Origin of the sequence: Longispora sp. NPDC051575 (genome assembly GCF_040681875.1) — a bacterium.
Lineage (GTDB): Bacteria > Actinomycetota > Actinomycetes > Mycobacteriales > Micromonosporaceae > Longispora.
Genome location: NZ_JBFAZP010000005.1, coordinates 530,660 through 545,261 on the forward strand (window position 1 = coordinate 530,660; position 14,602 = coordinate 545,261).

15 protein-coding genes are annotated in these 14,602 nt (G+C 72.4%); 6 read left to right on the plus strand and 9 right to left on the minus strand.

The annotated features are described in order from the left end of the window. Window positions 1-42 precede the first annotated feature (42 nt). Complete coding sequence (locus AB0M43_RS16850) at window positions 43-1,278, plus strand: ABC transporter ATP-binding protein (RefSeq protein ID WP_363725474.1); 1,236 nt, start codon at window positions 43-45, stop codon at window positions 1,276-1,278. A 123-nt stretch (window positions 1,279-1,401) separates the two neighbouring features. On the opposite strand, the gene AB0M43_RS16855 is transcribed toward AB0M43_RS16850, so the two are convergent. The 4 genes from AB0M43_RS16855 to AB0M43_RS16870 form a co-directional block, all read right to left on the minus strand. Then, a complete protein-coding gene (locus tag AB0M43_RS16855; protein WP_363725476.1) occupies window positions 1,402-2,121 on the minus strand; it encodes a TetR family transcriptional regulator in 720 nt (239 codons plus the stop codon). Then, window positions 2,099-2,491, minus strand: a complete 393-nt coding sequence (locus AB0M43_RS16860) for a DCC1-like thiol-disulfide oxidoreductase family protein (protein ID WP_363725477.1) — start codon at window positions 2,489-2,491, stop codon at window positions 2,099-2,101. The genes AB0M43_RS16855 and AB0M43_RS16860 overlap by 23 nt, the downstream gene beginning before the upstream one ends. Beyond that, the gene (locus AB0M43_RS16865) at window positions 2,491-2,940 is read right to left on the minus strand and encodes a hypothetical protein (protein WP_363725479.1); all 450 of its coding nucleotides are present in this window, start codon (window positions 2,938-2,940) and stop codon (window positions 2,491-2,493) included. The genes AB0M43_RS16860 and AB0M43_RS16865 overlap by 1 nt, the downstream gene beginning before the upstream one ends. A 92-nt stretch (window positions 2,941-3,032) precedes the next feature. After that, on the minus strand, window positions 3,033-3,725 hold the full coding sequence (locus tag AB0M43_RS16870) for a DUF4097 family beta strand repeat-containing protein (protein WP_363725481.1): 693 nt from the start codon (window positions 3,723-3,725) through the stop codon (window positions 3,033-3,035). A 155-nt stretch (window positions 3,726-3,880) separates the two neighbouring features. On the opposite strand from AB0M43_RS16870, the gene AB0M43_RS16875 reads away from it, so the two are divergent. The 5 genes from AB0M43_RS16875 to AB0M43_RS16895 all read left to right on the plus strand — a co-directional run bounded on the left by AB0M43_RS16875 (window position 3,881) and on the right by AB0M43_RS16895 (window position 8,941). Beyond that, window positions 3,881-4,408 carry a copper resistance CopC family protein gene (locus AB0M43_RS16875; protein WP_363725483.1) on the plus strand — a complete coding sequence of 176 codons (528 nt, stop codon included), beginning with the start codon at window positions 3,881-3,883 and terminating at the stop codon, window positions 4,406-4,408. Beyond that, window positions 4,405-6,447, plus strand: coding sequence for a cytochrome c oxidase assembly protein (locus tag AB0M43_RS16880; RefSeq protein WP_363725484.1), 2,043 nt, complete (start codon window positions 4,405-4,407; stop codon window positions 6,445-6,447). The genes AB0M43_RS16875 and AB0M43_RS16880 overlap by 4 nt, the downstream gene beginning before the upstream one ends. 155 nt (window positions 6,448-6,602) lie before the next feature. Then, window positions 6,603-7,493, plus strand: coding sequence for a cation diffusion facilitator family transporter (locus AB0M43_RS16885; RefSeq protein ID WP_363725486.1), 891 nt, complete (start codon window positions 6,603-6,605; stop codon window positions 7,491-7,493). A gap of 114 nt (window positions 7,494-7,607) precedes the next feature. Beyond that, window positions 7,608-8,687, plus strand: coding sequence for an exo-alpha-sialidase (locus tag AB0M43_RS16890; protein ID WP_363725488.1), 1,080 nt, complete (start codon window positions 7,608-7,610; stop codon window positions 8,685-8,687). Beyond that, window positions 8,678-8,941: a MoaD/ThiS family protein gene (locus AB0M43_RS16895; protein ID WP_363725490.1), complete on the plus strand. Its 264-nt coding sequence runs from the start codon at window positions 8,678-8,680 to the stop codon at window positions 8,939-8,941. The genes AB0M43_RS16890 and AB0M43_RS16895 overlap by 10 nt, the downstream gene beginning before the upstream one ends. 83 nt (window positions 8,942-9,024) lie before the next feature. Here AB0M43_RS16895 and AB0M43_RS16900 read toward each other — a convergent pair whose 3' ends face one another. The 5 genes from AB0M43_RS16900 to AB0M43_RS16920 are packed head-to-tail and all read right to left on the minus strand — an operon-like array spanning window position 9,025 to window position 14,584. After that, on the minus strand, window positions 9,025-9,963 hold the full coding sequence (locus AB0M43_RS16900; RefSeq protein WP_363725492.1) for an ECF transporter S component: 939 nt from the start codon (window positions 9,961-9,963) through the stop codon (window positions 9,025-9,027). Continuing rightward, entirely contained in the window at window positions 9,960-11,663 is a 1,704-nt protein-coding gene (locus AB0M43_RS16905; protein WP_363725494.1) for an ATP-binding cassette domain-containing protein, read from the minus strand. Before AB0M43_RS16905 ends, AB0M43_RS16900 begins: the two co-directional genes overlap by 4 nt. Continuing rightward, window positions 11,660-12,688, minus strand: coding sequence for an energy-coupling factor transporter transmembrane protein EcfT (locus AB0M43_RS16910; protein ID WP_363725496.1), 1,029 nt, complete (start codon window positions 12,686-12,688; stop codon window positions 11,660-11,662). The genes AB0M43_RS16905 and AB0M43_RS16910 overlap by 4 nt, the downstream gene beginning before the upstream one ends. Then, a complete protein-coding gene (locus tag AB0M43_RS16915) occupies window positions 12,678-13,415 on the minus strand; it encodes a hypothetical protein (RefSeq protein ID WP_363725498.1) in 738 nt (245 codons plus the stop codon). The genes AB0M43_RS16910 and AB0M43_RS16915 overlap by 11 nt, the downstream gene beginning before the upstream one ends. After that, a complete protein-coding gene (locus AB0M43_RS16920) occupies window positions 13,412-14,584 on the minus strand; it encodes a prenyltransferase/squalene oxidase repeat-containing protein (protein ID WP_363725500.1) in 1,173 nt (390 codons plus the stop codon). The genes AB0M43_RS16915 and AB0M43_RS16920 overlap by 4 nt, the downstream gene beginning before the upstream one ends. Window positions 14,585-14,602: the final 18 nt, after the last annotated feature.

The following is a 14,602-nucleotide window of genomic DNA, read 5'->3' on the forward strand; positions in this document are numbered from 1 at the left end:
GGGGGATAGCCGACGGTCGACGTCCGGTCGCACAGTGTCGGGATGTCCACGGTTGGCCTCCAGAAGATCACGAAAGCTTTTCCGGACGGCACCGTCGCTGTCGACAACGTCAGTCTCGATGTTCGGGACGGCGAGGTCATGGTGCTGCTCGGTCCGTCCGGATGCGGCAAGTCCACCCTGCTCAGGATCATCGCCGGCCTGGAGGACCCGACCACGGGCCAGCTCCTGATCGACGGCGAGCCCGCGTTGGAGATCCCGCCCCGGGACCGGCACGTGGCGATGGTCTTCCAGGACTACGCGCTGTATCCCCAGCTCACGGTCGCCGGGAACATCGCCTTCCCGCTCCGGCTGGCCGGCGTCCCGGTCGAGGAGCAGAGCGAACGGGTCGCCGACGTCGCCGCGGCCCTCGGCATCGGCGACCTGCTGCACCGCAAACCCAGCCAGCTCTCCGGTGGGCAGCGGCAGCGGGTCGCGATGGGCCGGGCCATCGTCCGGCGGCCCCGGCTGTTCCTGATGGACGAGCCGCTGTCCAGTCTGGACAGTGGGCTCCGGGCCGAGCTGCGCGCCGAGATCTCCTCGATGGTGCGCGACCTGGGCGCGACCACGGTGTACGTCACCCACGACCAGGCCGAGGCCCTCACCGTCGCGGACCGGATCGCGATCATGCGCCGGGGGAAGCTCCAGGACGTCGGAACCCCCGCCGAGGTGTACGGCCGGCCGGCCACCATGTACGTCGCCGCGCTGCTCGGTACCCCGAAGATCAATCTGTTGGAGGCCGTGGTGCACGTGCACGACGGCAGCCGGGTCGCCCTGCGGCTCGGGGACCAGGAACTCGACGTGCCGTGGGCCGACCTGCGCGCCCGGGCGCTGGCGCACTACCACGGGGAGCGGATCGTCGTCGGGCTGCGCGCCGAGGCGCTGGTCGCCGGGGGCCACGACCTGCGGGGCCGGGTCCGGTACGTGGAGCACCACGGCCACGAGTCCCTCGCGTACCTCGACATCGGCGCGTACGCCGTCGTGCTCGACGACCCGACCGGCCCGGTCACCGCTCCCCGGCTGCAACGGGGGCTGCTCGACCGGTTCCGCAAGCGGCCCGCCAGCCAGGCGGTCGCGACCACGCCCGAGGGCCGGCACACCCGCCGCCGGGCCGAGCTGGCCGTCCGGATGGGCGCCGCGCCGGACCTGCAGCCCGGGGCCCCGATGGGGATCGGCGTGCACATGGACCGGGTGCACTTCTTCGACTGGGCCGGGGCCCGGATCGATGTGGGCTGGCGCTGAGCCCGCTGGCGCCGAGGAGTGGGCGGCGCGCTGACCCGCGCCGCCCGCCGCTCCACCGGCGCGCGGCCGGCCGCCACCGCGCCGGATCGCCGGTCGGTCCCGGAGGCCGATCGCCCGCCGTGCCTACTTCGCGGAAGTGTCCGGCCGGACCGGCGGCTTCGGGATCCGCGGACTGATCCCGTGCTCCAGGCAGATGTCCGCCACCTCCCGGATCATCGCCTTCGCGACCGGGTACCGGCTCAACTTGACCACCTTGCCCGCGATCGGCACGCACTGGTCGACCAGCTTGTAGCTCTTCGCGCGGCCGGCGGAGGTGTCGTGGATCCAGTACAGCACCAGGCCCATCATCCCCAGCCAGGCCAGCTCGGGCAGCGTCTCCCGGAGCTTCGGGTCGATCTTCGTGCTCGCCCCGTACACCGCCTCGACCTGGATCTCGATGCTCGCGTCCCGGGCCTCCTTCGAGTCGGAGGAGAACGGGCTGAGCGGGCTGGCCGGGTCGGCGGCGGTGACGAAGAACTGCGCGGCGAACTGGTGGTACGGCTCCGCGACGTCGAGCCAGGTCTTCAGGACCACCCCGAGCCGGCGCGCCAGGTCGGTCTCCCCGACGAGGGCCAGCCGGGCGGCCACCAGGTGATCGGCCTGGAGCCGGTCGTAGAAGCCCTGGATGAGCTGTTCCTTGGAAGCGAAGTAGTAGTAGGCGTTTCCGACGGACACCCCGGCGGCCTCGGCGATGGCCCGCATCGTGGTCTTGCCGTAGCCCCGCTCCTGGAACAGCCGCATCGCGGTTTCGAGGATCAGGGCCCGGGTGGCGGCGCCTTTGCTATCCACACTGCTTGTCGTCACAGTCACTACCGTACTGGTCCGGATTCGTCCGCACCGCGAGCCTGATCTGGCTGGCCGCGGCGACCGCCGCCCTGGCCAGGGGCGCGGATCGCGGATGGGCCAGCTTCAGGGCGGTGGACCGGTGCTCGGCCAGGGCCCAGAGGATGACCACCCAGGCGTTGGGGCCGGCGTACACGGCCCCGTGGTCGTCGACGACCGTCACGTCCTTCAGGGTCGCGGCCGGGTCGAGGTCGGGGTAGCGCCGCCGGGCCTCGGGTGACCCGGCGGCGAGGAATTCGAGGGGTACGAGCTGGGTCTGCTGGACGACCCAGTCCCGGCACAGTCGGCAGAAGGAGCAGTGCTCGTCGTAGAGCACGGTGAGCCGTTCCATCACATCTGCGGCGCGGGCGGCGCCGTCGGCGGGCGGAGCTGCTGCTGGGGCGGCTGGACCCGGGTCATCATCTGCGGGGGCACCGGCGGGGTCCGCTGGCCGTCGATGGCGCTGCGCCGGCGGAACTTGTTCAGCACGTACAGGTTGAACAGGTGCAGGACGCCGAGGACGAGGAGCACGGTGCCGACCTTGAGCGCGACGGCCTCGAAGACCTGGCGTTGGCCGTCCACCCGGTCGGTGAGCTTCATGAAGAGGGCGACGAATCCGAGGTTGAGCAGGTAGAACCCGACGACGAGCAGGTGGTTGACGGCCGAGCTGAGTTCGGTGTTGCCCTTGAAGACGTCGATCAGGAAGATCTTCCCGGCCCGGCTCAGGGTCTGGGCGACCCAGACGGTGAGCCCGATGCTGATCAGCAGGTAGGCGATGTACGAGATGACGGTGAGGTCCATGGCTGCACTCCAGACTTGAACGTGTTCAACAGGAGAGTAGACCTCCATGTTGAACACGTTCAAGTCGTTGGCGTGAGACCTGGGTCACCCGGTCAGGAGTTGCGCACCTCGATCTTCCCCGCGCTCGTCTCCGCCTTGATCTTGTGCGTCGACGCCGGGTCGGTCTGCACCGTGATGTCGCGGCTGCCGGCGCTGGTCCGCGCGTCCACCGCGTACGCCGTGCCGGACGGCACCACCACCGTCACCGACCCCGCGCTGGTCTGGACGTCCACGTCGTCGGGCACCACGGTGAACTCGGCGCGGATCCGGCCCGCGTCGCTGCGGATCTTCAGCTTCTTGGTGCCCATGGACACCGCCTCGACGCTGCCGGCGTTCGTCGCCAGGCTCACGTCACCGGTCAGCCCGGTCGCGTCCACCGGGCCCGCGCTGGTCTTGACGGTCACGGCGAGCGTGGCCGGCACGGTCACCTCGTACTCCACGCCGCAGTTGCGGACCCCGGAGCAGCCCTCGTCCACCAGCTTCAGCGTGCCGTCGACGACCGCGTGGGTCGCCTTGGGCTTGTTGCCGTTGAACCGGAGGATCTCCTTGACCTTGACCGGTCCGGTACCCGCCCGGACCGTGACCGCGCCGGCCTGGGCCTGGATGTCGAGTTTGGTGACGTTCTCGGTCACCTCGTACGCGTTCTCCTCGCGGTTCTCTGTCCAGTCTTCCATCCCGCACGCGGACAGGGCGCCGACACTGAGGAGGGCGATCATGCCCACGGCCACGATCCTGAGCTTCGTCATGCCCACAGCGTGCCCGACTTCGACCCTGAGCGAATCGGGGACGCTCCCGGAGATTTACCCCTAAGGAGGATCGTGTGGCGGGGGACACAGGTGGAACTGTGGACGACGCGTAGCCGACTATTAGTCCAACGGGGTCTAGGAAAGGTTCCAGAATCATGAAGCGTGCGCTGGTTGTCGCCGCACTAGCGTTCACGGGGTTGCTGGCCATCGCGGCTCCGGCCGCCGCGCACAGCACGTTGGCGGGCAGTTCGCCCACCGACGGTGCGATCATCAAGCAGCAGATCTCCGAGGTCAACCTCCGGTTCGACGAGGGGGTCGACGGCCGGTTCAGCACCGTGGTGGTCAACGGTCCGGGCGGCGTGTCCTACAGCGTCGGCGCCCTGAGCGTCACCGACAACACCGTCTCCCAGCCCGTGCACCCACTGAAGTCGGGCGACTACAAGGTCGCGTGGCGGGTCGTCTCCTCCGACGGGCACCCGGTCGCGGGCGGCTTCGGCTTCACCGCCGCCATCCCGGGCGACCAGGAGCCGAGCGAGGGTCCCAAGCCGGCGAAGAAGAAGCCCACCGACGGGGACTTCGCGGCTCCGGGGTGGCTCTGGTGGGCCGCCGGGGGTGGCGCACTTCTCGCCATCGTGGCCCTGGGTCTGGTCCTCGGGAAGAAGAGGGGCAAAGTAAGCGCGTGACGTTGCGCAAAATCGGCCTCGTCGGCGCGTTCGGCGCCGTCGCGGTCCTTGTTCTTCTCTGGGTACTCGACACGGGCGGCGCGATCGCCTCCAGCTCGGTACCCGGGCTGCCCGATCCCGGCGACCTGGTGACCTACGGGCTGCCCGTCACCCGGGTCCTGCTCGACGTGCTCGGCGCCGTCACCGTCGGGTACGTGGTCGCCGCCGCGTTCCTCACCCCGGGCAAGGGGACGACGGTCGGCCCCGAGGGCTATCCGCTGCTCCGCCGGGCCGGCTGGCTCGCCCTGGCCTGGGCGGTCGCCGCGATCCTGCTCAGCGTGTTCACGGTCGCCAACCTGCTCGGCCGGCCCGCCGACGAGCTCAGCACGACCATGCTGTGGAGTTTCTGGACCACGGTCGTGATGGGCAAGGCGTACGCGCTCCAGATCGTGTTCGCCCTCGTCCTGTGTCTCGGCTGCCGGCTGGTGCTGTCCCGGACCGGCGCGGCCCTGCTCTCCGTACTCGCGCTGGTCACGGCCCTGCCGCCCGCGTTCACCGGGCACGCCGCCGGGGCCGGGAACCACCAGGTCGCGGTCACCGGCATGGCACTGCACATCGCCGGGGCCGTGCTGTGGCTCGGCGGGCTGGCGGCGCTGCTGGCGGTCCGGAAGACGGCGGCGCTGCGGGTGGCCGCCGGCCGGTACAGTCGCATGGCTCTGGGGTGTTTCGTTCTGGTCGTCCTCTCCGGGGTGGCCAACGCCGCGATCCGGCTCGGCACCTGGAACGAACTGTTCGGCAGCCCCTACGGCCGCCTCGTGCTCGCCAAGGTCCTCGGCCTCGGCCTGCTCGGCGCCTTCGGGGTCGCGCACCGGAGCTACGCGCTGCGCCGGCTCGCCGACCGGCCCTCGTTCTTCCGCCGGCTCCTGGCCGGCGAACTTCTGGTGATGGCCGCCGTGTTCGGGCTCGCCGTCGGCCTGTCGCGCACCCCGACCCCGGTGCCGACCAACCCGATCGACCCCGACCGCATCACCGACCTGCTCGGCTTCGAGATGCCGCCCGCCCCGACCCTCGGGTCGATGTTCGGCGGGTTCCTGCCCGACCTGTTCTTCCTCACCGTGGTCGCCGCCGGGATCGGGTTCTACCTCGCGGGCGTCTGGCGGCTGCACCGCAACGGGGTGCGCTGGCCGATCGGGCGCACCCTGTCCTGGGTCGGCGGCCTGCTGCTGCTCGGCGCGATCACGAACCTCGGGCTGGCCAGGTACGCGTACGTGCTGTTCAGCGCGCACATGATGCAGCACATGATCCTGTCGATGCTGATCCCGATCATGCTGGTGCTGGGCGCGCCGCTCACGCTCGCGCTCCGGGCGCTGCGCCCCTCGGGGCCGGCCGGGGCGTCGGTGGATCCGGTTTCGGCCAGCGAGGGCGGCCCGCGCCCGGCCGGCGACGGTGCCCAGCGCCCCGCCGGTGACCGGGGCCCCCGCGAGTGGCTGCTGCTCGCCCTGCACAGCCGGGTGCTGAAGTTCTTCACCCACCCGGTCGTCGCGCTGTTCATCTTCGTGGTCAGCCTGTACGCGCTGTACTTCAGCTCGCTGTTCGCCACCCTGATGAGCAGCCACCTCGGTCACCTGGCGATGCTGACCCACTTCATCCTCGCCGGGTACCTCTTCTTCTGGGTGATCATCGGCATCGACCCCGGCCGGCGACAGGTCAGCCACCCCGTCCTGATCCTGATCCACTTCGGTGGGATGGTGTTCCACGCGTTCTTCGGCGTGATCCTGATGCAGGCCCAGACCCTGATCGCCGACGACTGGTTCAGCGTCGTCCGGCCGCCGTGGATGACGGACCCGCTCGCGGACCAGTACCTCGGGGCGGGGATCACGTGGAGCTTCGGCGAGATCCCGAGCGCCATCGTGTTCGTCATCCTGGTCATCCAGTGGATCCGGGCCGACGAACGCGAACAGCGCCGGCTCGACCGCGCGGCCGACCGGTCCGCCGCGGGCGGGGAGGACGACGAATGGGTGCGGTACAACGAGTACCTGAAGTCACTGCCGAAAAGTTGATCCCACCGAACCGACAGGGTCTGCTCCGCCTGCCGGCCCAGTGGATGTAACGAAGTATCGAGGTTTGTGCATGAAGAGGAACCCAAGATTACCTTAAGGGTCTCTAAAGGCCATTCACGCTCGGTGTGAACAGAGAATCGTTAAACTCCGACAATATGGGCGGGCAGGAGAGTGCCGGGGAACGGCACCGGGGTCGACTGGTCATCGCACTGTGCATCGCGCTGGGAGTTCTCGTCCTCCAGGTGGTCGGCTACCTGGTCACGAACAGCCTGGCCCTGCTCGCGGACGCCGGTCACGTGCTCACCGACGCCGGTGGCGTGGCCCTCGCGATGGCCGCGATCTGGTTCGGGAAACGCGCCGCCGGACCCCGACATTCGTTTGGTTACTATCGGGTGGAAATTTTCTCCGCAGTCATCAACGCCGTCATTCTCACCGTCATCGCGGTACTGGTGTTGATAGAGGCATACAAGCGAATATCCGACCCGCCGGAAGTCGCCGGATTGTCCACTCTGGCATTCGCGAGCGTCGGACTCGCGGCCAATGTCGTCGGACTGCTGCTGCTCCGGGGTGGCCAGAAGGAGAGCCTCGCGGTCCGGGGCGCGTACCTGGAGGTGCTCGGGGATCTGCTCGGCTCCGTGGCCGTGATCGCCGCCGCGGTCGTCATCATCTTCACCGGCTGGCGGTACGCGGACCCGATCGCCTCCGCCGTCATCGGCCTGATGATCCTGCCCCGGACCTGGTCCCTGCTCCGCGACGCCGTGGACGTGCTCCTCCAGGGCGCGCCCAAGGGGCTGGCCGTCGAGTCCGTGCGCGCCGAACTGCTCGCCGTCGACGGGGTGCTCGACATCCACGACCTGCACGTCTGGGAACTGACCAGCGGCATGCCCGTGCTGTCCGCGCACGTGGTGGTGTCCTCGATGACCGACGGCGGGGAGGTGCTCGACGGGGTCGCCGCCAGGATGGGCGACGCGTTCGACATCCGGCACAGCACGTTCCAGCTCGAACCGGTCGGGCACCTCGACCACGAGGCCCCGGCGCACCCCTGAGCGGCGGGACGGGTACCCGGAGTACCCCCTGAAATGCGGTTTTGCGCAGCTGCGGTCGCGCCGGGATCTCCGGAATCGGAGAGGAACTGTCGTACCCGGTCAGATACTGGACGGATGACTGTGCTCCTCGCCATCGGTACCGGGAAGGGGCTGTTCCTCGCCACCAGCGAGGACCGGCGCACCTGGGAACTCACCGGACCGCACTTCCCGATGACCGGGGTCTACTCGGTCGCCATCGACACCCGCGCCGGCCGCCCCCGGCTGCTCGCCGGCATCGACAGCTCGCACTTCGGCCCCAGCGTCGCCACCAGCGACGACCTCGGCGCGACCTGGCAGGAGCCGGACACCGCGCCCATCGCGTTCCCCGCCGACACCGGTGAGGCCCTGCGCCGGGTCTGGCAGCTCACCCCGGGCGCGGGGCCCGACGAGGTGTACGCGGGCACCGAACCCTCCGCGCTGTTCCGCTCGGCCGACGGCGGCCGGTCGTTCGAGCTGGTCCGCGCCCTGTGGGACCACCCGCACCGCCCGCAGTGGGGCGCCGGCTTCGGCGGCCAGGCGATCCACACCGTGCTCCCGCACCCCACCGACCCGGCGTCGATGCTGGTCGCGATGTCCACCGGCGGGGTGTACCGCACGGCGGACGGCGGCGACTCCTGGGCGCCGAGCAACACCGGCATCAAGGCGTACTTCCTGCCCGACCCGTGGCCCGAGTTCGGCCAGTGCGTGCACAAGGTGTCGCGCAACCCCGACCGCCCCGACCAGTTCTTCGCCCAGAACCACCACGGGGTGTACCGGTCCGACGACGCCGGCGCCACCTGGCAGTCCATCGCGGACGGCCTGCCCAGCGACTTCGGTTTCGCGATGGTCAACCACCCGCACCGCCCCGGAGTGATCTACAACTTCCCGCTGGAGGCCGACGCCCGCCGCTGGCCCCCGGGATACCGGGCCAGGGTCTACCGCTCCGAGAACGAGGGCCAGACCTGGGCCGAACTCGGCGCCGGCCTGCCCGAGACCGCGCACTACGGCACCGTGCTCCGCGACGCCCTGTGCTGCGACGACGCCCCCACCGCCGGCGTCTACTTCGGCACCCGCAACGGCGAGGTCTACGGCAGCGCCGACGAGGGCGACACCTGGAACCTGGTCGCCTCACACCTCCCCGACGTGCTCGTCGTCCGGGCCGCGTCATGGGGGTGACCATCCTGGTGCCCGGGGTGCTGCGCGCCGAGGCCGGCGGGGCGTCGCACCTGCCGGCCGAGCCGGGGGAGCTCCGCGACGTGCTCGACGCGCTGGGACGGGAGTTTCCGCTGCTGGAGCGGCGGGTCCGGGACGAGCGGGGTGCGATCCGGCGGTATGTGAACGTGTACGTCAACGGGGAGCCGGCGGGGTTGGGGACGACGGTGCCGGACGGGGCCGAGGTGCAGGTGCTGCCGTCGGTGGCGGGCGGCTGAGCCACCGTCTGGGTGCCGGGTGCCGGGTGCCGGGTGCCGGGTGCCGTGCCGTGCGGGCCCTGGGCCCGCCTGCGGGTGGCTCGTCAGCGGGTCGGGAAGGTGGCGCGGCGGGCGGCGCGGCGGAGGGTGCGGAGCATGACCGGGGCCGTGACCAGGACCAGGACGGCCGTGGTGAGCGCACGGCCCACGTCCCAGCCCAGGGACGTCGCCAGCATGTAGCCGAGCAGCCGGATCAGGTTGTCGCCGATCGGCGCGCCCGGCACGTAGGAGATGCTGCTCAGGCCGGCGCCCGTGCCGAACGGCCAGAACGACAGGTTCATGATCAGGCCGTAGCCGAGGCTGGCGAGGGCGGCGTACCCGGCGAGGAGGAGCGGTTCGAGCCTGCCGCGCAGCCGGGGCAGGAGTCCGGCGCCGAGACCGAACCAGGCCGCACCCAGCATCTGGTACGGGAGCCACGGGCCGACCCCCGCCGTGAGCAGCGCGGACGTGAACAGGGTGGTGCTGCCGAGCACGAAGCCGAAGCCGGGGCCGAACACCCGGCCGCCCAGGACGAGCAGGAAGAACACGGTCTCGATCCCGGCGGTACCGGCACCGAAGGGGCGCAGGGCCGCGCCGGCCGCCGACAGTACGCCGAGCAGGGCCACCGCCTTCGCGTCCATCCCGCCCTCGCTGATCTCGGCGAGCACCACCGCGAGGATCAGGGGCAGCAGCAGCGCGAACACCCAGGGCGCGTCGACGCCGTGCGCGAGGCTGGACTCCGGGCTGATCACGAGCGGCCAGCCGACGGCCCCGAGCCCGAACAGGCTCGCGAGCACGATGGTCAGCACGGACCGGCCCCGCAGGCGGACCAGCACCCGGGGCCGGGCGGCCGACGCGGTACCGGCGGGAGCTGCGGCGAGGGAGACGGCCGGGCCCGGTCCCGACTCGTGGCGGTGGGCGCCAGCCCGGTCCTCGGCACCCTGGGCCGAGCCGGTCAGAGGTGGGTCGGACGGGGCGGGGCCCGGGTTCGCGGGCGTGGTCACGGGGACCCCTGGGCGAGGGCCGTCGCGACCGACTCGACCGTCAGGTACCCGGGAAGGATCTTCGAGACCTGGGGCGCGAACACCGGGGAGGCCGTCACCACCTCGGCCGTCGGCCCGTCCGCCACGATCTCCCCGTCGGCGAGGACGACCACCCGGGTCGCGTACTCGGCGACGAACTCCACGTCGTGGGTCGTCACGATGATCCCGTGGCCCTGGGCGGACAGGTCGGCGAGCAGGGTCGCGAGCGCCGTCTTGCCCGGGTAGTCCAGACCCCGGGTCGGCTCGTCGAGCAGGAGCAGGGCGGGGCTGGCGGTGAGCGCGATGGCCAGTACCAGGGAGAGGCGTTGTCCTTCCGACGCGTCGCGGGGGTGCAGCGCGTCGGGCAGGCCCGGGGCCAGCCGGTCGAGGAGGGTGCGGCAGGTGCCCGGGGCCGCGCCGGATTCGAGGTCTGCCTGCGCGCACTCCTCGGCGACCGTTTCGAGGTAGAGCAGGTCGGTGGGCTGCTGGGGGACGAGGCCGGCGAGCTTGCGGCGGCGGGCGGCCTTCAGGGCGCGCGGGTGCTCGCCGTCGACGGTGACGGTGCCCGCGTCGAGGTCGCCGGTGCCCTGGATGCCCCAGAGCAGGCTGGACTTGCCGGCACCGTTGCGGCCCATGATGGCGAGGCGTTCGCCCCGGGCGAGGGTGAGGTCGACGCCGGCCAGGGCGGTGGTGTCGCGGTAGCGGAGGGCGGCGCCGGTGACGGTGAGCAACGGGGCCTGTGGCTCGGCGGGGCGCACGGACCGGCCGGCCGGGAAGGAGGCGCCGTCACCGGGGGTGGCTGCGACGGAGGAATCCTGGGGCCGATCCTTCGTGGAGAAGCCGGCTGGCCTGACGCCGGATGGGGCAGGCAGGTGGGACCCGGGCGGGGGAACGGGGGTCGTGCGGGCCAGTCGCCGCGCGTCCCGGATCGACACCGGTCGACTCGCCCAGCCGAGCACCGCGCCCAGCCGCACCACCGGCGGCGCCACCTCCGACTCCGCCAGCACCTCCCCGGGCGCGCCGGCCAGCCCCGACGGCAGCAGCACGACCCGGTCGGCGTACTGCACGACCCGCTCCAGGCGGTGCTCCGCGAGCAGCACGGTCACCCCGAGGTCGTGCACGAGGCGGTGCAGCGCGGCGAGAACCTCCTCGGCGGCCCCCGGGTCCAGCGCCGAGGTCGGCTCGTCGAGCACCAGGACGCGGGGGTGCGCGGTGAGCGCCGCGCCGATCGCGACCCGTTGCTGCTGCCCGCCGGAGAGCTGGGCGAGCGGCCGGTGCCGCAGGTCGGCGAGTCCGAGCAGGTCGATGGTCTCCTCGACACGTTTGCGCATCACGGGATTGGCCAGGCCGAGGGACTCCATCGAGTAGGCCAGCTCGTCCTCGACGTGGTCGGTGACGAAGCCGCTGACCGGGTCCTGGCCGACGTAGCCGACGAGGTCGGCGAGTTCGCGCGGGGGGAACAGCCGGGTGTCGCGGCCGGCGACGGTCACCCTGCCGGTCAGTTCGCCGCCGGTGAAGTGCGGGACCAGGCCGTTGACGCACTTGAGCAGCGTCGACTTGCCCGAGCCGGTCCGCCCCGCGAGCAGGCACAACTCGCCCTCGGGCACGTGCAGGTCGACATTCTCGATGGTCGGCCCCGGCGCGTCCGGGTAGGTCACGGTCACGGACTCGAAATCGATCATCGGGTACTCCGGGGAGACAGCCACGCGGGTGCCAACGCGCACAGCACGCCCAACGCGGGGAGGGCCGGCAGTCCCGGCATGGCCAACGGCACCACGGAGGGGGTGAGGCCGGTGGGGAACGCGTACACGCCGACGATCGCGAGCAGTCCACTGAGGACGACGCCGTACTCGCGCCAGCCCCAGGTGTCCGGCCGGTACCGGCTCCGGGTCACCCGCCGCCCGCCGAGCACCAGGCCGCCGACCGCGAGGCCCAGCCCGAGGACCAGGATCGGGCCGCTGACCAGTACGGGGCTGCGGCCGTCGAGGAGCGCGTACAGCCCGAGGCACGCGCCGAGGAGGCCGACCAGCACGAGGGCGCCGGTCAGTCGGTGCGCCGGGCCGCGCCGGCCGTAGCCCCGGGAGTCCATCGCGGCGGCCAGGGCGAGCGCGCGGTCCAGGGCGTCGGTGACGACGGGTACCAGGATGGCGCGCGCCCGGCGTTTGGTGTCCCCGCGCAGCGCCCGGGCCCGGCGGACCTGCTTCACGCTGGCCACCAGTTGCGGGGCGACCGTGAGGCCGACGACCACGGCGACGCTGACCTCGTACAGGGCGGCGGGCAGGATCCGGAGCAGCCGCTTCGGGTTGGCCAGGGCGTTGGCGGCCCCGATGCAGCCGAGCAGGACGGCGAGCCGCAGCCCGTCGTAGAACGAGGCGACCAGGCCCTCGGCGGTCACCGGGCCGCCGAGCCGGATGCCCTGCGCCCAGTCGGGCAACGGGATCCGGGGCAGGGTGAACACGACGTGCGTGCCGCCGTACCCGCCGAGGAGGGCGTGGAACCCGAGCCGGAACGCGATGGCGACCAGCCCGAACCGCAGGAACACCTTGTACGAGTCGGCCCACGGCTCCCCGGAGCGCCGGGCCGCGACGACGTACCCGGCGACCGCCAGCGCGAGCAGCAGCAGCCACGGGTTGGTGGTCCGACTCGCGGCCGTACCGAGCGCCAGCGCCCACAGCCACCACGCGCCGGGGTGCAACCTACCGGGCACGGCGACGCTTGACCTGCCAGAACGCGAGCCCGCCGAGGACGAGGACCACGAGCAGGCCCAGTTGCCAGGGGAGCCCGGTGGACTTCTGCGGGCCGGGGGTGGCGGCGGTGTTCGACGCCGGCACGGTGCCCGGGGTCCCGGTGGCCGGTGTCCCCGAGGACTCCGGGGTCGCGACGGCGCTGGGGCCCGCAGAGGGGGCCGCCGACTGCGGGCCGGGGGCGGTGGTGCCGCCCGGCTGCGGGTGGCCGGGGCCGGCGGTCGGGGCGGGCGGGACGGGTACCGGGGGCGGCGGGGGAGCGGGGGCGGCCGGGGGCGCGATGCCGGGTCGGCGGCCGGCGCCGAACGCCCAGCCCTCGACGCTGCCGGCCGGCGGGTCGTAGCTGCCGGCGCCCTCGTCGCTGTAGGCCCACGAACCGCCCGGCTGGGCGTGGTAGTAGGCCCAGTAGGCGTCCTTGGGCGCGCCGTTGCACGGGTCGGGCCGGCTGTTGATCTGGCAGATCAGCCCGGCCTGCCGGGGCACGAAGCTGTAGCCGAACCCGGCCGACTCCAGTGCCTGGAGGCCGGTCCCCGGATCGCCGCCCGCGCACCGGGTCTGGACGCCGCCGCCCAGGGAGCCGAAGTCCACCACGACGGTGACGCCGGAGCAGGCGGCCCGCGCCGGGGCCGCGGGGACGACGACCGCCGCCGCGACCAGGGCCGCGGCGGCGAGCAGTCGTCGGAGGGTCACGCCGAGCGCCGACGCCGGGCCAGGGCCACGGTGCACGCGCCGAGGGCCAGCATGGCCGCGCCGGCCCAGGCGAGCAGCGACGCGGGCGAGCCGGTGACCGGCAGGACCGGGCCGGCGGTCGGGGTCGGGGTGGCGGTGGCCGGCACGGTGCAGTCCAGGCTCGGCGCGGCGGCCGTGATGCCGGTGTTGCTGACCGTGTTCAGCGAGCCGTTCGCGAGGCCGAACAGCGCGCCGGCCGTGGCCCGGGGAGCCTTGCCTGCGGTGAACGTGCCGTCGAACGTGATCGCCCCGCGCTGGTCGGCCGGTCCGGCGCACCCGATCTGGAGGCCGGTGAGGTAGGTGGTGGCCTTGCTCGCGGCGGTGGTGCGCTTCCCGGCGCGCAGGGCGGCCAGGGCGTTGCCGGTGCTGTTGGCGTTGACCGGGTTGTCCTTGTCCGGCACGGCCACGCCGGAGGTGAACCCGCCGTTGGCCTGCTGGCGGCCGGTCAGCCAGTCGAGGGCCTTGCCGGCCTCGGTGGTCTTCCCGGCGGCGAACAGGGCCTGCACGACCAGCCCGGTCGCGTCGACGCTGCCGGTGCACGTGGGCTGGGCGAAGTCCTGCGGGAACGCGCCGTCGGCGCACTGGCTGCCGACCAGGAACTCCACGGCCTTGGCCGGGGCCTTCCCGGGGGTGCGCTGCAACGCGATCACGGCCAGAGACTGGCTGAAGGTGTTGCTGTAGTTGCCGTACTCGGACTTGTCGGAGTAGCGGCCCGACGCCTCCTGGAGCGCGGCCAGTTCGGTGAGCAGCTTCCGGCCGCCGACCGACTCCGGGTCCTTGCCCTGGGCGATCGCGAGGAGGGCGAGCTTGGCGTGTCCGCCCGCGTAGGACTCCTTGGTGCCGTCGCCGATGTAGTTGGCGACGCTGTCCGGCTTGACCAGCCACGCGGTGGCCTTCGCGGCGGCGTCGCCGGCCACGCCGACGGCGTCGAGGGCGAGGACCGCGTCGATGGTCAGCCCGGCGTCGTCGTAGCCGGAGGACTGCAGGCGCTCGCCGTCCTTGAGCTGCGTGGTGAGCCAACCGGCGGCGGCCTGGTTCGCGTCCTTGGTGACGGGGGCCGCCTGGGCGGGGGCGGCGAGGCCGAGGCTGAGGGCCACGGCGGCGACCGGTACCAGAAGGGTTCTGCGCACGAGGGGGCCTTTCTGTCC

Bases quoted from the DNA above. Each gene is read 5' to 3' on its own strand.
- AB0M43_RS16860 (WP_363725477.1), bottom strand. From the start codon at position 2,491: ATGGAACGGCTCACCGTGCTCTACGACGAGCACTGCTCCTTCTGCCGA.
- AB0M43_RS16885 (WP_363725486.1), top strand. From the start codon at position 6,603: ATGGGCGGGCAGGAGAGTGCCGGGGAACGGCACCGGGGTCGACTGGTC.
- AB0M43_RS16895 (WP_363725490.1), top strand. From the start codon at position 8,678: ATGGGGGTGACCATCCTGGTGCCCGGGGTGCTGCGCGCCGAGGCCGGC.
- AB0M43_RS16890 (WP_363725488.1), top strand. From the start codon at position 7,608: ATGACTGTGCTCCTCGCCATCGGTACCGGGAAGGGGCTGTTCCTCGCC.
- AB0M43_RS16850 (WP_363725474.1), top strand. From the start codon at position 43: ATGTCCACGGTTGGCCTCCAGAAGATCACGAAAGCTTTTCCGGACGGC.
- AB0M43_RS16870 (WP_363725481.1), bottom strand. From the start codon at position 3,725: ATGACGAAGCTCAGGATCGTGGCCGTGGGCATGATCGCCCTCCTCAGT.
- AB0M43_RS16905 (WP_363725494.1), bottom strand. From the start codon at position 11,663: ATGATCGATTTCGAGTCCGTGACCGTGACCTACCCGGACGCGCCGGGG.
- AB0M43_RS16865 (WP_363725479.1), bottom strand. From the start codon at position 2,940: ATGGACCTCACCGTCATCTCGTACATCGCCTACCTGCTGATCAGCATC.
- AB0M43_RS16875 (WP_363725483.1), top strand. From the start codon at position 3,881: ATGAAGCGTGCGCTGGTTGTCGCCGCACTAGCGTTCACGGGGTTGCTG.